Raw genomic sequence first — 20,189 nt, forward strand, 5'->3', positions numbered from 1 at the left:
ATGTCTCGTTTGCGCCAGCCCGGGCGCAAACCGCACGGCCCTTTTGCTGTAATTGCCCTACAAAAGGCTTGGCGGCCTCAGACATTTTTCGTTTTTTCCGCCGCCTGTCACGCAATCTGAAAAAAGCCGGATTATGCGGGACAGATCGATCGTCGCACCTGCCGAATCGTCCGCTTTCGATCTCCGTCGCCACAGGGGCCGATCGAAAGCCTCTGGCAACGATTTCACAGTATGGTGCGCATTCGAACGGGGTCGTGACAGAAACCGCCCGGCAGGGGCGGTCATCATTCGGGGTCGGCTGTGACAATCTATCTGCCCATCGCAGAATTGTCGGTGAACATCTTCATCATTCTCGGCATGGGGGCGGCCGTCGGATTCCTGTCTGGAATGTTCGGCGTCGGTGGCGGCTTTCTGATCACGCCGCTGCTGATCTTCTACAATATCCCCCCAATCGTTGCGGTCGCAACCGGCGCCAACCAGGTGGTGGCGTCGTCGATCTCGGGTGCGATCACGCATTTCCGGCGCGGCACGCTCGACGTCAAGCTCGGCACGGTGCTTTTGGTCGGCGGTCTCTCGGGGGCGACGGTCGGCATCTGGATCTTCTCGCTGCTGCGCGCCATCGGCCAGCTCGATCTGATCATTTCGCTGATGTATGTGATCTTCCTCGGCACGGTCGGCGGACTGATGCTGCTCGAAAGCATCAATGCCATGCGGCGGGCGGCGCGCAACGAGCCGCCGGCACCACGCAAGCCCGGCCACCAGCACTGGGTGCACAGACTGCCGCTGAAGGTGCGTTTCAAGAAATCGAAGGTCTTTCTCAGCGTCATTCCGATCGTTGCGCTCGGCTTTGCGATCGGCATCCTCACCTCGATCATGGGTGTCGGCGGCGGCTTCATCATGGTGCCGGCAATGATCTATCTGTTGCGCATCCCGACCAATGTCGTTGTCGGCACCTCGTTGTTCCAGATCATTTTCGTGACCGCCTATACGACGATCGTGCAGGCGGCGACGAACTTTTCCGTCGATATCGTGCTCGCCTTCATCCTGATGGTCGCAGGTGTCATCGGCGCGCAATACGGCGTGCGCGTCGGCCAGAAGCTGCGCGGCGAGCAGCTGCGCGCCCTGCTCGGCCTGCTGGTACTCGCCGTCGGCGTGCGTCTGGCGATCGCGCTGGTGGTGACGCCGGCCGACATCTATTCGGTGGTGATGGGAGCGGGCAATTGATGCGCCTGCTTGCCGCCGCCATCGCGCTTCTTTGTCTGCTGCCGGCGGCTGCCGGAGCGCAATGGCTGCCTGGGCAGGCAACCGAAGCGGTGCGTGAAGGGCTGGAAATCGGCACGTCGACCAGCGAAATCGCCATCACCTCGGATTTCCACGGCGCCGACCTGACGATCTTCGGGGCGCTCTCGAACACCGACCAGCTGCTGCTCGCCATCGGCCAATATGACGTGGTCGTGGTGCTGGAAGGCCCGCGCCAGGATGCGACGGTGCGCAAGAAGGAGCGCGTCTTCGGCATCTGGGTCAATACACGCTCGATGACCTTCGAGGCGGTGCCGCACTCCTACTCGATGTCGAGTTCGCGGATGATCGACGACCTGACGACGCCGCTCGAGCTGACCGATCAGGGGATCGGCATCGATCACATTCCGCTGACGCCGGTCGGCTTCGTCGGCGATGGCAGCAATCTCGGCGAATTCCGCGATGCCTTCCGGCGGCTGCAGCAGGGCGGCGGGTTCTACGACCGCAACCCGAGCGGCGTGCGCTTCGTTTCCTCCAACCTCTTCAAGGCGAGCCTGCGCCTGCCGGCAAACATTCCGAACGGCGTCCACACGGTCCGCGCCTATCTGTTCAAGAGCGGCAATCTTATCACCCAGGAATCGCTGCCGCTGCGCGTCATCAAAACCGGCATCGAGCAGACGATCACCGACGCCGCGCATGGCCAGCCGATCCTCTATGGCTTCGCGTCCGTGGCTCTTGCCGTCATCACCGGCTGGGGCGCCAGCCTGATCTTCCGCAAGGACTGATCTGCGATAAGACGCGGCATTCACGCGAATTTCTTCCTTGTAACGGCGGGCGGTCAAGCGGCCGCGTCGCGCCGATGCGGTCATTCTCACCGCTGAACACCGCTTGCATTTTGCTATCAGTTGCATTAGGTTTCAACCAGTTGTAATATGCAATCGGTTTTGATCGTGGCTGGCAAATCCAGAAGGAGGATGGAATGAGAAAGCTTGTCGTCTGGAACCTGATGACCCTCGACGGTTATTTCGAAGGCACGAAGCCGTGGGATATCGACTTCCACAATCTCGCCTGGGGACCCGAGCTGCAGCGCCTGGCCGAGCAATTTGGTGAAGAAGGCGATCTGCTGGTCTTTGGCCGCAAGACCTATGAGGGCATGGCCTCCTACTGGCCGACCGCCGAAAGCGAAGACAAGATCAAGGCCTATATGAACGGCATCGCTAAGATCGCCGTGTCGCGGACGATGACCGAGCCCGGCTGGAACAATGCCCGCATCGTCAGCGATCCGATCCCCGAATTGACGAGGCTGAAACAAGAGGACGGCAAGACGATCTTCATCTTCGGCAGTGCCGCGCTTGCCGACAGCCTGCTGAAAGCCGGCCTCATCGATGAAGTCAGGATTTGCGTCGTGCCCCTCATTCTCGGCGGCGGCAACCCGCTTTTCAAGCCTGCAGGGGAGCAGGTCGCGCTAAAGCTCATCCAATCCTCAACGACGGAAAGTGGCGCAGTGATCTTGCGCTACGAGCCCGTCAAAGCGTAGCGGGTTAGACTATCTGATGACGACGGCGGTCCAATCTATGGCCGCATTCGGCTTTTCCTCCTCAAATCCCGCCTCTATCATCGTCGCCGAACAGAGGGCGACGGAGCATGGCAAAAGGCGCAGACCCACCGTTTGCGGAAGAACAAGATGAACGGCCGGCGGTGGGTGCACCGGTGGAGATCCGATGCAGCGACGGCGTGATGCTCGGCGGCCATCTCTGGACCTCGGGCGAAGCGAAGGCTCGCGCCAGCGTCATTATCAATCCGGCGACTGGCGTGCTTGCGCGTTATTATCATCGTTACGGCCACTTTCTCGCCGCTCACGGTTTCGACGTCCTGACCTATGACTACCGCGGCATCGGGCTTTCGCGGCCGGCGAGGCTCCGCGGCTGCGATTATCGCTGGCGGGAGTGGGGCGAACAGGATTTCGACGCGGCGCTGTGCTTCATGGACAGACGGGCAGACCAGCCTCTCTATGTCGTCGGCCACAGCATCGGCGGTTTTCTGCCGGGCCTTTCGAAACATGCCGGCCGGATCGACCGCATGCTGACGATGGGCGCGCAATATGCCTATTGGCGCGATTATGCGGCAGCGCGCCGGATGCGGCTGCTGATCAAATGGCACGTCGTCATGCCTATGCTGACGGCGCTCTTCGGCTATTTTCCCGGCAAACGGCTCGGCTGGCTCGAGGATCTGCCGGCGGGCGTCGCCCATGAATGGAGCTTTCGCCGGGCGCGCATGGAGTGGAGCCACCCGGCCGCGGAGCGGGACGAGGTGCTCAAACGTTTTGCCGCGGTGACCGCACCTATTCTTGCCGTCGCCATGTCGGACGACGAACTCGGGACCGTGCCGGCGATCCGCCGCACGCTTGCCTATTACCGCAACGCCGAGATTGGCGAAGTGCTATTGCAGCCCGCCGATCTCGGCTTCGAGGCGATCGGCCATTTCGGCCTGTTCCATGCACGCCATTCCGAGGGCTTCTGGCGCGACAGCGTCCTCTGGCTGCGCGACGGCATCCATCCCTGGCCGGCGCAGGCAGCAATCCAGAGAAGTTCGTATTCGACTAAAAACCGGTTTTTAACATTTACGAGTTAGTAATCTCTCGGAAACGAGAGGTTTTATCATGCGTACTCGTATCGTTCTCACCGCCGTGGGTCTCGCGCTGCTTGCCGGCTGCGCGACGGCGCCGAAGCAGACGAGGAACATCTGTGCCGTCTTCGATGAGCGCGACGGGCTCTTCTCCAGCTGGCAGCGTGCAGCCGAGCGGACGGAGAAGAAATACGGCGTGCCGGTGCCGATCCTGATGGCGACGATGTATACCGAATCCGGCTTCCAGCCCTATGCGCGGCCGCCGCGCACCAAGCTGTTCGGCTTCATTCCCTGGACCCGGCCCTCAACCGCCTATGGTTATTCGCAGGCGCTCGACGGGACATGGGATCACTATCAGTCGCAGACCGGGAACTGGACAGCGCGGCGGGCAAACTTCGCCGACGCCATCGATTTCATCGGCTGGTATCACGCCCAGAACAGCGCGGAGACCGGCATTCCGCTGAACGACGCTTATAATCTCTATCTCGCCTATTATTCCGGCCCGACAGGATACAAACGCGGCGACTGGCGCTCGAACGGACAATTGCAGCAGACGGCGCAGAAATTTGCGCGGATGGCCGGGACGTATCAGCAGCAATTGCAGAAGTGTGATTGATTTCAGGGTGTGCCGTGTAAGTCCCGTATCCGAGATAGCAATCGCTACCCCCGCAAATTCCCGTATCTGACCGAATAGATCCGATCCCGGCCCAGCAGATGCGCCATCAGCGAAGATGTGTCGAACAGGCCCTTCATCGCCTGATGGGCGAGATCCAGGCCGCCGCTCATGACGCCGAAGGCCGGCATCAGGAGGCGGGCGCCATCGGTGGCGAAACACGGACGGCGGACGGATTTTTCGCGGCGGCGCACGGTCGCGGAGGGGTGCAGGTGGCCGGCGATTTCGCCTCTCTGCAAACCGCTCCGCGGCTCGTGGCGAAAGGTCAGTCCGGCATAATGCATCTCGTCGACCGAGGCGCCGGGCAGATCGACGACGCCGTCGGGATCGTGATTGCCATTGACCCAGATCCATTCGCGGCCGCGGGCCATGGCGACGATCAGCGCCCGGAAATTCTCCGGCAGATGCGCAGAACCGATGCGGTCGTGGAAATTGTCGCCGAGCGAGACGACGAGCTTCGGATCATAACGAGAAATGACGGCGGCAAGCACGGTCAGCGTCGCCAACGTATCATAAGGCGGCAGCATCATGCCGCGGCGGGCGAAGGCCGCGCCTTTTTCCAGATGCAGGTCGGAGACGACGAGCAGGCCGGCATCCGGCAGATAAAGCGCGCCGAGCGGGTCGCAGACGGCGGCAATGCCATGGACCGATGTCTCGATCCCCGGCATCGCGGTCTGTCCCGATATGTCGCGCGCAAGCGCCAGGCGGTTGATCACGGTCAATATTCCCAAACAAGTCTCAAGCGAGCGCCTCGGCGATCAGATCGTCGGCCGCTTCGGCGAGCAGCGCATCATGCGCCTCGCCCGGCACCGCTTCACGGCCGATTTCCAGCATCACCGGCACGGCGAGCGGGGAAATATGGTCGAGAGCGCGGTGGGTGATGTGGCCCCTGATTCGCCTCAGCATATCGCCAAGACGGCCAATATCCAAAAGTCCCGTCGCCGCATCCTGCCGCGTCGCCTGCAGCAGGATGTGATCCGGCTCGTGGCTGCGCAGCACGTCGTAGATCAGATCGGCCGAGACGGTGATCTGGCGGCCGCTCTTTTCCTTGCCAGGATGACGGCGCTCGATCAAGCCTGCAATCACGGCGCAATTGCGGAAGGTGCGCTTCAACAGGAAGGATTCGTCGAGCCAGGCTTCGAGATCGTCGCCAAGCATATCCTCGTCGAAGAGGTCGGAGAGGCTGAGCCTGCCATTGCCGATCATCAGCCCCATATCCTCGAGCCCCCAGACGGCCAGCGAATAATCGGTGGCGACGAAGCCGAGCGGCTTGGCGCCGGCCCGCTCCAGCCGGCGGGTGAGCAGCATGCCGAGCGTCTGGTGGGCGAGACGGCCTTCAAAGGGATAGGCGACCATATAGCCGCGGCTGCCGCGCGGGAAGGTTTCGATCAGGAACTCGTCGCGCTTCGGCAGCATCGACTTGTCTTTCTGCAGCGACAGCCAGTCGCGCACTTGATCCGGCAGTTGGCGCCAGCGGTGGGGGTCGGCGATCATCGCGCGCACCTGCTCGGCGAGATAGGTCGACAGCGGGAACTTGCCGCCATTGTAGGAGGGGATCTTCGGATCGAGCGAAAAGGCCTGCGATGCCAGGCATTCGTTTTCGCGGATGCCCTCGAAGCGCAGCACCTTGCCGGAGAAGACGAAAGTATCGCCCGGCGACAATTGCTCGAGGAAATATTCCTCGACCTTTCCAAGCGTGGCGCCGCCGCGGCCGATCCTGCCGCCCTCGCCGCGCTTGACCATGCGGATGTTCAGCATCGGGCTTTCGACGATGGTGCCGAGATTGAGGCGGTATTGCTGGGCGACGGCGGGATTGGAGACGCGCCAGCGGCCCTCCTTGGTCTTGCGGATGCGGGCATAACGCTCGTAGGTGCGGAGCGCATAACCGCCGGTCGCGACGAAATCGACGATGCGCTCGAAGGTTTCCCAGGTCAGATCGGCATAGGGCGAAGCGCTGATGATTTCATCGTAGAGTTCCAGCATGTCGAAAGGTTCGGCGCAGGCCATGCCGAGCACGTGCTGGGCGAGCACGTCGAGCGCGCCGCGGCCGACCGGCGGGGTGTCCTGGGCACCGATATAATTGGCGTCGAGGGCCGCCTGACACTCCATCACCTCGAAGCGGTTGGCCGGCACGAGGATCGCCTTCGACGGCTCGTCCATGCGGTGATTGGCGCGGCCGATGCGCTGGGCAAGCCGCGAGGCGCCCTTCGGCGCGCCGACATGGATGACGAGATCAACGTCGCCCCAGTCGATGCCGAGATCGAGGGTGGAGGTGGCAACGACGGCGCGCAGCCGGTTTTCGGCCATCGCCGCCTCGACCTTGCGGCGCTGGGCGACATCGAGCGAGCCGTGATGGAGGGCGATCGGCAGATTGTCGTCATTGATCGTCCAGAGCGCCTGGAACAGCATTTCCGCCTGGCTGCGGGTGTTGACGAACAGCAGTGTCGTTTTGTGTTCGACAAGCTTGTTGTAGACGTCGGGAATGGCATAGCGAGCGGAATGGCCGGCCCAGGGAATGCGCTCTTCGGTCGACAGGATCGAGATATCCGGTTTGGCGCCACCCTCGACGACGACGAGACCGGCATGATGCTCACTGCCCTCCTGCCCGCTGCCCTCCTGTTGGGCGACCAGCCATTTCTGCAGATCCATCGACTCGGCGACGGTCGCCGACAGGCCGATGGTCTGGAGGCCGGGGGCAAGGCGGCGCAGGCGGGCAAGGCCGAGCGACAGCATATGGCCGCGTTTGGAGGTGACGAGCGAATGCAACTCGTCGAGCACGACATATTTCAGGTCCTTGAAGAAGCGCTCGGCCTCGCGGTTGGCGAGAAGCAGCGCGACCTGTTCCGGTGTCGTCAGAAGAATATCCGGCGGGTTGAGCTTCTGACGCTGGCGCTTGGCGTTCGGCGTGTCGCCGGTGCGGTTTTCGACGGTAACCGGCAGGCCCATCTCCTCGACCGGTTTCATCAGGTTGCGCTCGATATCGATGGCAAGCGCCTTCAGCGGCGAGACATAGAGCGTATGGATGCCGGTGAAGACGGAGCCTGGCGGAATCCGGCCGCGGCGGGTGAGATCGGTAAGCGACGGCAGAAAACCGGCGAGCGTCTTGCCGGCGCCGGTGGGCGCAATCAGCAGCGTGCTTTCACCGGCCTCGGCGCGGGCGAGCAATTCCAGCTGATGGGCGCGCGGCCGCCAGCCCTTTTCCGCAAACCAGCGGGTAAAGGCGGCAGGCAACAAAGCGCGGGCTTCGGCATCGATCTGGTCCACGCCCTGAAACTAGTGAAATCCTAAGGAAAAAGAAGAGCGGCAGCTTTTCACATGGCGATATAGCGGTCTTTGCGATGGTTGATGGCAATCGTGAGGTTGAGCACGACCGCGCCGAGCACGGAGCAGGCAATGATGAAGGGGCTGGCGACGAAGAAGGAGAGCGCCAGGATGATGCCGTCGAAGCCGAGCTGGACGAAACCGGCGCGCCAGCCGAAACGATCCTGAATATAGAGGGCGAGAATGCCGATGCCGCCGAGGCTGGCGCGGTGGCGAAAGAGCGCCAGCATGCCGGCGCCGATGACAAGACCGCCAAAGAGCGCCCCGGCGAAAGGATTGACATGGGCGATGCCGATGAATTCCGGGACGAATTCGGACAGGACCGATGTCAGGGCGATGGCGGCGAAGGTCTTGATGGTGAAGGCAAGACCCAAGCGGCGAAAGGCGAGATAATAGAAGGGCAGGTTCACCGCGAAGAAACAAAGGCCGAAGCTGATCCCGGTCGCATAATGCGCGAGGAAGGCAAGACCCGCCGTGCCGCCGGCGAGCAGCCCCGCGCCGGAGAGAAGCGAGACGCCAAGCACGGCGAGCATGCTACCGGCGACGATGCCCTGGGCGTCGTCGAACGGCGAGTGGCGATCGGCGCTGGTATTCAGAAGGCCTGCGAAGGCGTTGGATGCCATGATGTTCCCCTGTCGGCTTTCTCCGTTTCTATCCGGCGCCGGGAGAAAGGCAAACAGCGCCCTGTTGACAACCGGTATAATCATGGATATTTTTTATCCACGAATTGGAGAGATGCTTCGATGAAGATGAGCGATGGAGTCGAGCAGGCCATTCACAGCGTCGCGATGCTTGCCGGCCTCTCCGAAGGCGGCGTGCTTTCGGCCGCAGCACTGGCGGAGTTCCACGGCGTCTCGACGAGCTATCTGCTGAAACATCTGCAGGCGCTGTCAGGCGCCGGCATCCTCGATACCGTGCCGGGGCCGAAAGGCGGATACCGGCTGGCGAAGGCGGCCGAGGAGATCTCGCTGCTCGACATCCTGCTTGCGGTCGAGGGACAGGCGCCGGCTTTCCGCTGCGCCGAAATCCGCCAGCGCGGGCCGAACCCGGTCGCCGATCGCTTCTTCGCCAAGCCCTGCAACATCAGCGCGGCGATGCTCCGGGCCGAACGGGTCTATCGGACCGAACTCGCCAAGACCAGCATTGCCGACCTCGGCATCGAACTGACGGCCCTCGACGACGGATCGATCGCAGCCCGAGGCTGCGCCTTCCTTGAAATCCATGAACGCAAGACGGCTCGCTGAGCCATAACCAAGGAGAAGATCATGCAACCGCGTTTCAACTTCGCAAAAGCCGCCCCCGATGCCTACAAGGCGATCGTCGCGCTCGAGCAGTACGTCCAGTCCTCCGGGCTCGAGCGCCGCTTCATCCACCTGATCAAGCTGCGCGCTTCGCAGATCAACGGCTGCGCCTATTGCGTCGACATGCATGTGAAGGAAGCCCGCCATGATGGGCTCAGCGAGCAATGGATCAACCTGATGTGTGTCTGGCGGGAATCACCAGTTTATGACACCCGCGAACGGGCGCTGCTCGGCTGGGTCGACGCCGTGACCAACATTGCCAAAACCGGTGCACCGGATGCCGATTACGAGACGCTGAAGGCGCATTTTTCCGAGGAGGAAATGACGAAGATCACCGTGGCGATCGGCGCGATCAATATCTGGAACCGACTTGCCGTCGGCTTCCGCTCGCAGCATCCGATCGATGCCGCAGTCAAGGCAGCGTGATCAATTTCTGCTTAAGGGAACCATCCCGGCGACCGACCCGAAAATCTCGGGTCGGTTGAATATAAGGTCACTCGTAATTCGGAGTGGCCCGCACGGCAACGGCATCAGGCGATGGGCCTGAGAGGTCGATGCTATTGAAGAGGTCGCGGACAACTTTCGCGATTTCCTCTGCGGAAGCGCCCTTGGCGTATTCTTCCTGCATGCGGCGTCTTACAAGCTTTTCCAAATCTGACATAACTCACCTCATCAAATCCGGCGCGGGAAGAAGTGTCGCGTCATGGCTGAGCAGAGGCAAGTTACGTTTTGTTTAGAATGGCTTACCGATTTGTAATGTTAGAGTGCGATGTAGCGGTCGGCACGGTGGTTGATGGCGACGAAAAGGTTGAGGACGACGGCGCCGAGCACGGAATAGAAGACGACCGGCGGCGTGGTGACGAGGAAGGCGGCGGCGAGCACGCAGAGGTCGATGGCGAGCTGGACGAGGCCGGCGCGGATGCCGAAACGCTCCTGAACGTAGATACCGAGAATGCCGACGCCGCCGAGGCTGGCGCGGTGGCGATAGAGCGCCAGTACGCCGAAGCCGAGCAGCAGGCCGCCGAGAAGGGCCGCCCAGGCCGGATGGATGCTGGAAATGGAGAAGAAGCGCGACTGCACGTCGGCAAGCACCGAAGTCAGGCCGATGGCGATGAAGGTCTTGATCGTGAAACCCATGCCGAGACGCTTCCACGACAGCCAGAAGAACGGCAGGTTGAGCAGGAAGAAAGCAAGGCCGAAATTGACGCCGAAGGCATAATGCAAAAGGAAGGCCACGCCGGCCGTGCTGCCGGTAAGAAGCCCGGCGCTGGCGAGCACGTAGAGGCCGAGGGCGGCGACGAGGCTGCCGGAGAATATGCCCTGCACGTCTTCGATCGGGGCATGGCGCGTGGCGCTGGCATTCCAGAAGCCGCCAAGGGCATTGATGAGCTGTGTCATGTCGCCAGTCTCCACGGCAGACGAGTTCAAGAACACGCCGGAGAACACCGGGCGCGGCGAAATTTTGCGTAATGAAATGAGCTTGAGCGCCTTGGCGTTTATCGCTGGGCTCGCTGCCGATGCGGTGCAGTATCGGGTTTTTCAGTGAGCCGATCAAGCGAAATAGGTAAGCAATGCTGACCTATAAAAACATCGCAAGAAATGTTCGCTCACGCCGGCTTGCGCGTAAGAAACAGAATGCCGGCAACTGGTTTGCCGCCATCTTTGCGAATGACCGTCTTGGTGATTTTGAGGATTTCGAGGCCGTGACGGGCGAGCAGCTTCCGCACATAGGCTTCCGAATGGGCGTAACGCAGCGATGGCGCGAGATGAAAGCCGTCGCCCTCCCCCGCATCCTCGACGGAAAAGGCGATGTCGGCGCCGGCGGCGGCGAGGTCTTCGACGATGGCAAAGACGCTTTCGAGATTGCCGAGATACATCAGCACATCGGCTGCCGTCACCAGGTCGGCGCGATGTCGCGCCGCATCGGTAAACAGGCCGGAGAGATCGGGCGCGAGCGACAGATCGGCCTGGGCGAGACTGTCATAGACGTGTTTCTCGGCGGCCTTGGCCAGCATGTTCTGCGAGAGGTCGAAGCCTTCGAGACGGGTGACACGGCCATGGATTTCCGAGCCGAGCAGACCGGTGCCGCAGCCAAGATCGACGGCCAATTGGTAATGCCTGCCGGTGGAGTTAACGAGGGCTGCGAGCTTCTGCGGGACGCTGTAATCGAGTTTTTCGACCAGTGCCGATTCGAAACGGTCGGCATAGTCGTCGAACAGGCGCTCGACATAGCGGCTCGGCGGCCGGTCGGGTGTGGCGCTATCGCCGAGCAGGGCGAGCTTGAGTGCGGCGCCGAAAATGTCTTCGGGATCGAGGGCAAGCGTGCTGCGATAGGCCCCGATCGCGGCTTCCCCCTTGCCCGCCTTTTCGCGATAGGTGGCGAGGCGATACCAGCCGGCGGCCCAGCCGGGCACGAGTTCGAGCGCCTGCTCCATCAGCTCGGCCGCCGCCTCGGGCTCACCGCCTTCGTCGAGCATGCGGGCGTAATCGGCACGGCGGTCGGCGATGACATCGCCTGAGGAAAGCTGGTGGGGCTGCATAATTAGACCTGTTGACTTTTACGCATGTCGTTATCGCAAAACCGCTCCACACTTTTGCGCGACATGCGTTACAGCGCCGCGCGTCTTTTAAGACGCGCAAAGGACGCTGTAACACTTTCAATCCGCGCATCGTGCTTTCCGAAAATCGATTCCGATTTTCGGGCCGATGCGCCAGCCCGCATTTGGCTGCGGCCACAAAAAAACTCAAGTCCTATTTCACAGGCGAAGCGGCCAATCCCGGAAAGGGCTTGCGGGCGGTACGCCGCAACCTTATTCCAAGGGCAAACAGGAGATGGCGCATGTCCGATCAGGTGAACAAGTTCCTCGGCGATTCCTTCGCCCGCACATTGATAAAGCTTATCGTCGTGTCGCTGATCGTCGGTTTCGTCATGACAGTCTTCGGCCTGACGCCGTGGAACATCATCTATGGGTTCCGGGATTTCATCCTGGAAATCTGGCATCGGGGTTTCTCGGCGCTCGGGCGCGTCGGCGACTACCTCATCGTCGGGGCGACGATCGTCATCCCGCTCTTCGTCATCCTTCGCCTTTTCAGCTATCGCCGGTAACATGACATCGATCGACCTTTCCAGGCGCAGCCTGCTCATCCTTTCCGGACTCACGTTTGCCGCCGGCATCGCCGGCTGCACCACGACCCCGCACCTTGCCGGCACGCCGTCCAACGGCGAGGACGAAACGGCGAGCGTGCTGCCGCTCGTCAACCAGTTGAGGGCGAAGAACGGTCTGCCGCCGCTTAGCCCCGATCCGGCGGCGAGCACGGCTGCTCTCTTCCAGGCCAAACGCATGGCGAGTGCCGGCAAGATGGCGCATCTGATGGGGCTAACCGACAGTTTCGGGGCGCGGGTCAAGGCGAGCGGCGTCCAGCTGCCGGCGGCTGAAAATATCGCCGCCGGCCAGCAGAGCGTCGATGCCGTGGTGACGGCCTGGATCAACTCGCCGCATCATCTGGAAAACATGCTCGGGCGCTATGACGGCCTCGGCGTCGCCGTCGCCCATAATGTATCTTCCAGGAACCTGCCCTATTGGGCCATGGTGTTGTCCAGCTGAGGTGATTCGGCCTCGAGATAAGGCCATCATGGATACGCGCAGCAACGACAACAGGTTCGCTTTCGATGTGACGCACCGGCTGGTGCTGTCGATCGCCATTCCGATGACGCTCGGCTTCATGACGACGCCGATGCTCGGGCTGACGAATACCGCCGTCGTCGGCCGTATGGGTGACCCGGAAGCACTTGCGGGGCTGGCGATCGGCGCGATGCTGTTCGATCTGATCATGGGCAGCTTCAACTTTCTGCGCGCCTCGACGACCGGTCTGACGGCGCAGGCCTATGGCCGGCGGGATGGGCACGAGCAGCAGGCGATCTTCTCCCGGGCGATGATTTCGGCGCTCGGCTGCGGATTGGCGCTGCTTTTTCTTTCGCCGCTGCTGATCGCGGCCGGGTTGAGGCTGATGGGCGCGCACGGAGCGATCGCCGAGGCGACCAGCAGTTATTTTTCGATCCGCATCCTCGCCGCACCGGCAGCACTGGCGAATTACGCCATCCTTGGCTTCGTGCTCGGGCGCGGACAGGGCAAGATCGGGCTGCTGCTGCAGGCGATCATCAACGGCATCAACATCCTGCTGTCCATCTATCTCGGCCTGACGCTCGATTGGGGCGTGGCGGGGGTCGCCTGGGGTACGATGGCCGGCGAGACGGCCGGCGCGTTCGCCGGGCTTTTCATCGTGCTCAGCGGCTTTGCCAAGGCGGAGCGGCCAGCATGGTCCGAGGTTTTTTCCCGGCGCCGGCTGGCTGAGCTTTTCGCGCTCAACCGCGACATCCTGATCCGCACCTTCGTGCTGATCGGCGCCTTCACCATCATGACGCGGATCGGCACCGATTTCGGCGCGGTGACGCTTGCCGCCAATGCCGTTTTGATGAATTTCGTTCTGCTCTCCAGTTATTATCTCGACGGGCTCGCCAATGCCGCCGAGCAGATCACCGGCCGGGCGATCGGCGCGCGCTACCGGCCGGCGTTCGACCGCGGGCTGAAGCTGACGACCTTGTGGTCCTTCGGGTTGGCGGCGATCGTTTCGGCTTTCTTCTTCCTCGCCGGTTCCTGGCTGATCTCGGTGCTGACGACCTCACCGGAGGTGCGACAGGCGGCTGAGACCTATCTGCCCTGGGCGGCGGTGACCGGGCTGACGGGCGCGCTCGCCTTCCTGATGGACGGGGTCTTCATCGGCGCCACATGGTCGGCCGAGATGCGCAACCGGATGCTGATGTCCTTTGCTGGCTATCTCCTGATGCTCGCCGTCTTCGTCCCGCTCTTTGGCAATCACGGCCTCTGGCTGGCAATGAACGCCTTCCTGCTCTTCCGCGGCTTTTTCCTGGCAATACTGGTCAAGCCGCGGGCCGATCAGGCATTTCGGGCCGCCCAGTAATCCAGCCTGGTGTCGCGCAAGTCGCGGATCGAGTTGGCCTTTTCGCGATCCAGGAGTTTGGTGAGGCCGCGGACGATATCGCCGGCCAGACCAGGCCCTTCGTAGACCATGCAGGAATAGAGCTGGACGAGATCGGCGCCCGCCCTGATCTTTTCCAGCGCGGTTTCGGCCGAGGAGACACCACCGACGCCGATGATCGGCAAAGCCTGGCCGACGCGCTTGCGCATCCTGGCGAGCACGGCCGTCGATTTTTCGAACAGCGGCACGCCGGAGAGGCCGCCTGTCTCTTTCGCCTGGCGCTGATCCTTGAGACCGTCGCGCGACAGCGTGGTGTTGGAGACGATCAGACCATCCAGCGCATGCGCGAGCGCTTCCGCCGCGATATCGTCCATGCCTTCCTCGGTCAGATCAGGAGCGATCTTCAGAAAGACCGGGACCTTGCGGCCGGATGTCACTGCTGCCTCGTCGCGCGCCGCAAGCACGGCAGACAGCAGTGCGGCGAGGCTTTCACGGCCCTGCAAGTCGCGCAGGCCCGGCGTGTTCGGCGAAGAGATGTTGGCGGTGAAATAACGCGCGACGGAATGGAAGCGGCGAATGCCGGCGACGTAATCGGCGATGCGGTCGTCGCTGTCCTTGTTGGCGCCGATATTGACGCCGACCATGCCCTTGCCGCTCAGCGCGGCAAGGCGTCCGAAAGCTGCCTCATGGCCTTCATTGTTGAAGCCGAGGCGGTTGATGACGGCTTCATCCTCGACCAGGCGGAAGATGCGCGGCCGCGGATTGCCGGATTGCGGCTTCGGCGTCACCGTGCCGATTTCGGTAAAGCCGAAACCAAGCTTCAAGAGCGCCTCCGGCACCTCGGCATTCTTGTCGTAGCCGGCGGCCATGCCGAGCGGATTGTCGAAGACGAGGCCGGCAACCGTCTGGCGCAGGCGTGGATCGGGGGTGAGCTGGCAAGCGGGCACCAGGCCGGATTTCAGCGCGGCGATCGACATGCCGTGCGCCGTTTCCGGATCGAACAGGAAGAGACCCTTGCGGGCGACACGCTTGAAAGGATCGATCATGGCTGCAGCTCCGGGAAGACATGGGCGCCGGTCTCGTCGAGCGGCAGCGGTACTTCTGAGAGCACGGCGGCCAGCGGCAGGTCGGCAAAGAGATGCGGGAAGAGATCGCCGCCGCGCGAGGGTTCGAACACCAGCTTGTCGCCAAAACCCCTTCCATCGACGGCAATCAGCAGCAGCCCGGAGTGGCCGGCAAAATGCAGCGCCGCGGTCTGCTTCACCTGATCGGCGGTCGAGAAATGGATGAAGCCATCCTTCAGATCGATGCCGGCGCCATGAAAAATGCCGGTTTGTCTGGCTTGCTGCCAGAGCGTTTCCGTCACGATCTTGTAAAGGGTCGGTGTCACGCTCATCATGGCCTCGCGATTGCTGGTCCTCGATCACCAGCGCTTTGCCGGAAAGAGGCGGCGATGTCCACGCCCCAGCACTCAAAAACGGGACCGGCAGAAACAAATTCCGGAGGATGAGACGATGAAGATTTTGGTTCTCACGCTTAGCGTTCTTCTCCTGCCGCTTGGCGCCGCGGCGGCCGAACCCGATGCAAGCCGGTTCCAGCTGGAAAAGAGCGGCGACCATTTCGTGCGGCTCGACCGGCAGACCGGGGCAATGTCGATCTGCCAGGACAAGGACGGCGCCCTCGTCTGCCGGATGGCGGCCGACGAACGGGCGGCCTATGAGGACGAACTCGACCGGCTTTCCGAGCGGGTGACGAAGCTGGAGCAAGGCGGCTCCATCCAGCGCGCGCTGCCGAGCGATGCCGAAGTCGACCGCTCGATCAGCATCATGGAGAAGATGATGAAGAGTTTCATGGGGATGGTGAAGGAGTTCCAGGCTGATGAAAACGCCAATCCCCTTCCGCAGAAGACCTGATCTGATATAATCCCATGAGAAAGCCGGCATGAACGCGGAGGGATGGCGTTCGCGCGCCGGCAATGATCGGGCTCTTGGGAGGGAGTTTTCGATGCACGAACAGACCATCATCATTGCGGACGATCATCCGCTTTTCCGGGATGCGCTGCGTCAGGCGGTGATCGGCATGGAAGGCCGGCAGGCGATCGTCGAGGCCGGCGATTTCGCCGCTGCGCGCACGGCCGCAGGCGCCCATGCGGACGCCGACCTAATGCTGCTCGACCTCGCCATGCCCGGGGTCAGCGGCTTTTCCGGCCTGATGGCGCTGCGCTCCGAATTCGCCAGCCTGCCGATCATCATCGTCTCGGCAAGCGACGATGCGACGACGATCCGCCGGGCGCTGGAACTTGGCGCTTCCGGCTTCATCTCCAAATCCTCCGGCATCGAGGGCATTCGCCGCAGCATCCAGACGGTGCTTGCCGGCGATATCGCCACGCCGGAAAACTATCGCGACGGCCAGGAGCAGGATCCCGATGTCGCCGACCTGATCCACCGCCTGCATACGCTGACGCCGCAGCAGAGCCGGGTGCTGACCATGCTGGCCGAAGGGCTGCTGAACAAGCAGATCGCCTATGAACTCGGCGTCTCCGAGGCGACGATCAAGGCGCATGTCTCGGCGATCCTGCTGAAACTCGATGTCGACAGCCGCACCCAAGCGGTCATCCAGCTCGGCAAGATCAATATGGCGATGGTCGCCTAAGCACTTTCAATAACAGGATTTTATTCCTCATTTACCTTTACTCAGGCGGCACGGTCGGTTAATATTCGGCCTGGTTTAAGCGCGGCAGGCACGAGCCGCACGGAATCGGGCGCATATGCTGTCACACGACCAGATCTGGGGAGCGATCGACAGGCTTGCCGAACGGCATGACCTGACGCCATCCGGTCTTGCGCGCCGCGCCGGGCTCGACCCCACCTCCTTCAACAAGTCGAAACGGCTTTCCGCCGATGGGCGGCTGCGCTGGCCCTCGACGGAATCGATCGCCAAGGTGCTCGGTGCGACCGGGGCGAGCATGGAACAGTTCCTTGTCTTCCTGCGGCCGGATGCCGGTCTTTCCAAGCAGTTGGCCGGAGAGCTTGCCGGAGAGCCTGACGACGCCTTTCCGCCGCAGGGAAGCTCGATTCCGCTGCTCGGCTTCGCCCAGGCCGGCGCCGGCGGCTTTTTCGACGATGGCGGTTTTCCGGCCGGCCATGGCTGGGATGTGGTGGAATTTCCGGCGGCCCCGACACAGAAATCCGGCGTCTATGCGCTTGAGGTGCAGGGCGAAAGCATGATGCCGCTCTACCGCGACGGCGACGTGCTGATCGTCGCGCCGGGTGCGCAGGTGCGCCGCAACGACCGCGTCGTGGTGCGCACATGCGCGGGCGAGGTGATGGCCAAGGTGCTGCTGCGCCAGAGCCCGCGATCGATCGAGCTGATGTCGCTCAATCCCGAACATGCCAACCGAACACTCGAGCTTTCCGACGTCGATTGGATCGCCCGCATCATCTGGGCCAGTCAATAGGAAGATATTCCATGCGCCTTGCCGCCTTGTTCACAGGTCTTACGGGAATGGCGGTGGTGGCCGGCCTGCTGATGGCGGGCGAAACAAGGCTGCGCGGCGGCACGGCCGGGGAAGAGAGCGTGTCGGCAGAGGAGACGGCGACTTCGGTGGATCCCGCCGCGCAAGCCGGCGAACCGGCTGCGATGTCGGACGACCGGGCCGAAGTGATCGCCCGTTCGGCGCAACCGCCGGCTCCTCCCTCCCCTCGGCCAGCCGACGGCACGGCGCCCAAACCCGCCGATATCGCACCACCAGCTGAGACCGCCGCCGGGCAAGCCGCAAATCCTTCCGCGAAAAAGCCGATGGAGCTGACGCGGCCGGCGGTCGAAAATGCCGGCATGCTGTCCTTCGGCGAGCGCAGGCTTCAGCTCGCCGGCGTCGTGCCGACGCCGGCCGACAGGATATGCGGGCCGGCGGGCCGGCAATGGCCCTGCGGCATGATGGCGAAGACGGCGCTGCGCCAACTTTTGCGCAATCGCAGCATCGCCTGCGATATCGATCCGGCCGAATGGAAGGAAATGGCGACGACCGCATGCCGGCTCGGCACGCAGGATCTCGGCGCATGGCTTGCCGAAAACGGCTGGGCTGAAGTCGCGGCGGGTTCGCCGCTTGCATCGGCCGCCGAGAAAGCCAGGCAGGCTGGAAAAGGGCTTTACGGCGACGATCCGCGCCGGAGATAACTGGCGGTCATGACGGGGACCGATCCCTTGTAATGGCGGCTGCCAATTCCTAATCTCCGCTGATCGAAAAAGGAATCAGAGATGAACAAGCCGCTTTCCGCCCATGATGCGCTGATCTACGTGATGGTGATGGCCTCTGCCGTCGACAGCACGATGAACGACAGGGAGCTGGAAAGGATCGGCCAACTGATCGGATTTCTGCCGGTTTTCCGGGATTTCGATGACGACAAGCTGATTTCGGTGGCGCGCGACTGCGCCTCGCTGCTTTCCGGACCTGAGGGCCTCGACGTCGTTCTCGAAACCGTGCGCGACACCCTGCCCGTCAAGCTCTACGACACCGCCTATGCGCTGGCCGTCGAGGTGGCTTCCGCCGATCTTTCGGTCAAGGCGGAAGAACTGCGGTTGCTCAGCCTGCTGCGCGACCGGCTCGGCCTCGACAAGCTGACCTGCGCGGCGATCGAGCGCAGTGCGATAGCCCGTTTCCGCAAGAGCTGATCCTTAAGTCTTTGTTTTTATGCATGTCAGTAGAGCCCGTAGGGAAAATAGCGCAGATAGATTTCCTGCAGACGGCCGTTGCGCGACAGCGTGGCGAGCGCGTGGTCGATGGCTGACGTCAGCACGCTGTCCTTCTGCCGCAGCATGATCGTCATGCCCTCGCCGAGGAAATGCTCGGAGAGATAGGGGCCGTCGAACAGTGCGCAGCATTTGGCCGAGGCCGGCGAGGAGACCCAGAAGGAAAGCTGCAGCGCATCGGCGAAGGCGGCATCGACCTTGCGCTCCCTAAGCGCAGCAAGCAGGGCGTCCTTGGTGTCGAAGGTCTGCGCCTTGATCGCGGGAAAGAAGGCGGCCAGCATCGCCTCGTGCACCGTGCCCTTGACCACACCGACCGGGTGAGCCGAAAGCGCGGCCGCCGTTTTGCCGTCGAGCGGTACGGCGAGATTGCGCACGAAGCGCGCCGGCAGCATCAGATAGGGCCGGGAGAAGACGAATTGCCGGCGCAATTCAGGCGTCACGGCAAGACCGGCGATGACGGCATCGCCCTGCGAGGCGGCGAGCGCATCCTTCAGATCGGCGAAAGGGATCGCCTGGATCTGGCACTTGTCTGAAATCTCCAGCTCGCTGCAGATCTCGCGGGCGAGATCGACGTTGAAACCGGAAAGCTTGCCGTTCTGATCGGTAAAATTGAACGGCGGGAAATCGACCGAGGTCAGGAAACGCAAGCGGACCAGCGAGGAGAGATCGGGCCTCGCCAGACGTTCGCGGGCATCGAAAAGCAGCGGCAGCGAGGGTGCAGCCTGCTGAGCGGATGCGGCAAAACCCGAAAACAGCACGCGCAGAAACAGCCCGAATACGAGAAAACCCTTCACAGCCAGGGATGCCAACTTGGATTGCATCATCGTGATCTTGATCTCGGGTTAAGCGCGAAGCGTGCGGTGTCGGCGAGATGTAGCAGAGTCATGCGGGACGGGGAATATGCATGCGACGGATCGTGCCGCATCCGCCCCTCATCCGCCTGCCGGCACCGACCGGGGTCGAGCCACGGGTCTCGGCCCGTCCTTCGGACCCCCGTTTGCGGGGCGAAGGGGATATGCCGCGACCTCGCCGACGCCTCGCGTGGGATGTCCCCTCGCCCCGTTTACGGGGAGAGGGTTAGGGTGAGGGGCAGCCATCAGCGCAGATCGGGCAGCCATGGCAACGCATTGAAGACGATAATTCGGGCGCTAAAAATCGTGGGTATGCCGCCCCGCCGTTAGCGCGGAATTAAAGAATATCGCCTCTATTTGTGGCGACGACACGGACCCGCCGGCCGATTGCATGATGCATGCGTCAACCCCGCCATAATCCCTGAGCCGCGG

Annotated in this window: 25 protein-coding genes; 16 read left to right on the forward strand and 9 right to left on the reverse strand. The window is 62.5% G+C overall.

Features of this window, described 5'->3' with window-relative positions; all coding sequences use genetic code 11:
- Positions 1–300: 300 nt before the first annotated feature.
- From HJB84_RS13345 to HJB84_RS13365, 5 genes are all read left to right on the forward strand, one after another.
- Entirely contained in the window at positions 301–1,224 is a 924-nt protein-coding gene (locus tag HJB84_RS13345) for a sulfite exporter TauE/SafE family protein (protein WP_221116127.1), read from the forward strand.
- A complete protein-coding gene (locus HJB84_RS13350; protein ID WP_207582839.1) occupies positions 1,224–2,024 on the forward strand; it encodes a TIGR02186 family protein in 801 nt (266 codons plus the stop codon). Before HJB84_RS13345 ends, HJB84_RS13350 begins: the two co-directional genes overlap by 1 nt.
- 194 nt (positions 2,025–2,218) lie before the next feature.
- Entirely contained in the window at positions 2,219–2,776 is a 558-nt protein-coding gene (locus HJB84_RS13355; protein WP_207582838.1) for a dihydrofolate reductase family protein, read from the forward strand.
- 107 nt (positions 2,777–2,883) lie between these two features.
- Complete coding sequence (locus HJB84_RS13360) at positions 2,884–3,870, forward strand: alpha/beta fold hydrolase (protein WP_221116128.1); 987 nt, start codon at positions 2,884–2,886, stop codon at positions 3,868–3,870.
- Between the two features lie 28 nt (positions 3,871–3,898).
- Positions 3,899–4,480: a transglycosylase SLT domain-containing protein gene (locus HJB84_RS13365; RefSeq protein WP_207582836.1), complete on the forward strand. Its 582-nt coding sequence runs from the start codon at positions 3,899–3,901 to the stop codon at positions 4,478–4,480.
- Positions 4,481–4,524: 44 nt separating this feature from the next.
- On the opposite strand, the gene pdeM is transcribed toward HJB84_RS13365, so the two are convergent.
- Genes pdeM through HJB84_RS13380 form a run of 3 tightly spaced genes read right to left on the reverse strand, consistent with a single transcriptional unit; the run spans position 4,525 to position 8,481 of the window.
- Complete coding sequence (gene pdeM, locus HJB84_RS13370) at positions 4,525–5,253, reverse strand: ligase-associated DNA damage response endonuclease PdeM (RefSeq protein ID WP_207582835.1); 729 nt, start codon at positions 5,251–5,253, stop codon at positions 4,525–4,527.
- Between the two features lie 22 nt (positions 5,254–5,275).
- Positions 5,276–7,801 carry a ligase-associated DNA damage response DEXH box helicase gene (locus tag HJB84_RS13375; RefSeq protein WP_221116129.1) on the reverse strand — a complete coding sequence of 842 codons (2,526 nt, stop codon included), beginning with the start codon at positions 7,799–7,801 and terminating at the stop codon, positions 5,276–5,278.
- 47 nt (positions 7,802–7,848) lie between these two features.
- Complete coding sequence (locus HJB84_RS13380) at positions 7,849–8,481, reverse strand: YitT family protein (RefSeq protein WP_207582833.1); 633 nt, start codon at positions 8,479–8,481, stop codon at positions 7,849–7,851.
- A gap of 120 nt (positions 8,482–8,601) precedes the next feature.
- Here HJB84_RS13380 and HJB84_RS13385 point away from each other — a divergent pair, with 120 nt between their 5' ends.
- Complete coding sequence (locus HJB84_RS13385; protein ID WP_207582832.1) at positions 8,602–9,102, forward strand: Rrf2 family transcriptional regulator; 501 nt, start codon at positions 8,602–8,604, stop codon at positions 9,100–9,102.
- Positions 9,103–9,123: 21 nt separating this feature from the next.
- The gene (locus HJB84_RS13390; protein WP_207582831.1) at positions 9,124–9,585 is read left to right on the forward strand and encodes a carboxymuconolactone decarboxylase family protein; all 462 of its coding nucleotides are present in this window, start codon (positions 9,124–9,126) and stop codon (positions 9,583–9,585) included.
- Between the two features lie 67 nt (positions 9,586–9,652).
- On the opposite strand, the gene HJB84_RS13395 is transcribed toward HJB84_RS13390, so the two are convergent.
- Both HJB84_RS13395 and HJB84_RS13400 read right to left on the reverse strand, forming a co-directional pair.
- Positions 9,653–9,820: a hypothetical protein gene (locus HJB84_RS13395; protein WP_207584407.1), complete on the reverse strand. Its 168-nt coding sequence runs from the start codon at positions 9,818–9,820 to the stop codon at positions 9,653–9,655.
- A 98-nt stretch (positions 9,821–9,918) separates the two neighbouring features.
- A complete protein-coding gene (locus HJB84_RS13400) occupies positions 9,919–10,557 on the reverse strand; it encodes a YitT family protein (protein WP_207582830.1) in 639 nt (212 codons plus the stop codon).
- On the opposite strand from HJB84_RS13400, the gene HJB84_RS13405 reads away from it, so the two are divergent.
- The gene (locus HJB84_RS13405; RefSeq protein ID WP_207582829.1) at positions 10,556–10,705 is read left to right on the forward strand and encodes a hypothetical protein; all 150 of its coding nucleotides are present in this window, start codon (positions 10,556–10,558) and stop codon (positions 10,703–10,705) included. The two genes, HJB84_RS13400 and HJB84_RS13405, sit on opposite strands and share 2 nt — an antisense overlap.
- Before the next feature lie 61 nt (positions 10,706–10,766).
- Here HJB84_RS13405 and HJB84_RS13410 read toward each other — a convergent pair whose 3' ends face one another.
- A complete protein-coding gene (locus tag HJB84_RS13410; protein ID WP_207582828.1) occupies positions 10,767–11,699 on the reverse strand; it encodes a class I SAM-dependent methyltransferase in 933 nt (310 codons plus the stop codon).
- A 299-nt stretch (positions 11,700–11,998) separates the two neighbouring features.
- Here HJB84_RS13410 and HJB84_RS13415 point away from each other — a divergent pair, with 299 nt between their 5' ends.
- The 3 genes from HJB84_RS13415 to HJB84_RS13425 are packed head-to-tail and all read left to right on the forward strand — an operon-like array spanning position 11,999 to position 14,139.
- Entirely contained in the window at positions 11,999–12,265 is a 267-nt protein-coding gene (locus HJB84_RS13415) for a DUF6460 domain-containing protein (RefSeq protein WP_221116130.1), read from the forward strand.
- A 1-nt stretch (position 12,266) separates the two neighbouring features.
- Positions 12,267–12,764 (forward strand): CAP domain-containing protein, encoded by a 498-nt coding sequence (locus HJB84_RS13420; RefSeq protein ID WP_207582827.1) that lies wholly within the window; start codon positions 12,267–12,269, stop codon positions 12,762–12,764.
- 28 nt (positions 12,765–12,792) lie between these two features.
- Positions 12,793–14,139, forward strand: coding sequence for an MATE family efflux transporter (locus HJB84_RS13425; protein ID WP_221116131.1), 1,347 nt, complete (start codon positions 12,793–12,795; stop codon positions 14,137–14,139).
- Here HJB84_RS13425 and HJB84_RS13430 read toward each other — a convergent pair.
- Together HJB84_RS13430 and HJB84_RS13435 are read right to left on the reverse strand one after the other, a co-directional pair.
- The gene (locus HJB84_RS13430) at positions 14,115–15,203 is read right to left on the reverse strand and encodes a quinone-dependent dihydroorotate dehydrogenase (RefSeq protein ID WP_207582825.1); all 1,089 of its coding nucleotides are present in this window, start codon (positions 15,201–15,203) and stop codon (positions 14,115–14,117) included. The two genes, HJB84_RS13425 and HJB84_RS13430, sit on opposite strands and share 25 nt — an antisense overlap.
- Positions 15,200–15,553, reverse strand: coding sequence for a DUF952 domain-containing protein (locus tag HJB84_RS13435; protein WP_221116132.1), 354 nt, complete (start codon positions 15,551–15,553; stop codon positions 15,200–15,202). Before HJB84_RS13435 ends, HJB84_RS13430 begins: the two co-directional genes overlap by 4 nt.
- A 118-nt stretch (positions 15,554–15,671) precedes the next feature.
- Here HJB84_RS13435 and HJB84_RS13440 point away from each other — a divergent pair, with 118 nt between their 5' ends.
- The 5 genes from HJB84_RS13440 to HJB84_RS13460 all read left to right on the forward strand — a co-directional run bounded on the left by HJB84_RS13440 (position 15,672) and on the right by HJB84_RS13460 (position 18,828).
- Positions 15,672–16,070: a hypothetical protein gene (locus HJB84_RS13440; RefSeq protein ID WP_207582823.1), complete on the forward strand. Its 399-nt coding sequence runs from the start codon at positions 15,672–15,674 to the stop codon at positions 16,068–16,070.
- Positions 16,071–16,161: 91 nt separating this feature from the next.
- Entirely contained in the window at positions 16,162–16,809 is a 648-nt protein-coding gene (locus HJB84_RS13445; protein WP_207582822.1) for a response regulator transcription factor, read from the forward strand.
- A gap of 115 nt (positions 16,810–16,924) precedes the next feature.
- A complete protein-coding gene (locus HJB84_RS13450; RefSeq protein WP_207582821.1) occupies positions 16,925–17,614 on the forward strand; it encodes a helix-turn-helix transcriptional regulator in 690 nt (229 codons plus the stop codon).
- An 11-nt stretch (positions 17,615–17,625) separates the two neighbouring features.
- A complete protein-coding gene (locus tag HJB84_RS13455; protein WP_207582820.1) occupies positions 17,626–18,333 on the forward strand; it encodes a thermonuclease family protein in 708 nt (235 codons plus the stop codon).
- A gap of 81 nt (positions 18,334–18,414) precedes the next feature.
- Positions 18,415–18,828: a tellurite resistance TerB family protein gene (locus tag HJB84_RS13460; RefSeq protein ID WP_207582819.1), complete on the forward strand. Its 414-nt coding sequence runs from the start codon at positions 18,415–18,417 to the stop codon at positions 18,826–18,828.
- Positions 18,829–18,854: 26 nt separating this feature from the next.
- Here the strand turns inward: HJB84_RS13460 and HJB84_RS13465 are convergent, their stop codons facing one another.
- Complete coding sequence (locus HJB84_RS13465) at positions 18,855–19,730, reverse strand: transporter substrate-binding domain-containing protein (protein ID WP_221116133.1); 876 nt, start codon at positions 19,728–19,730, stop codon at positions 18,855–18,857.
- Between the last annotated feature and the right edge of the window lie 459 nt (positions 19,731–20,189).

It is taken from the genome of Rhizobium sp. NZLR1b (assembly GCF_019685155.1).
Lineage (GTDB): Bacteria > Pseudomonadota > Alphaproteobacteria > Rhizobiales > Rhizobiaceae > Rhizobium.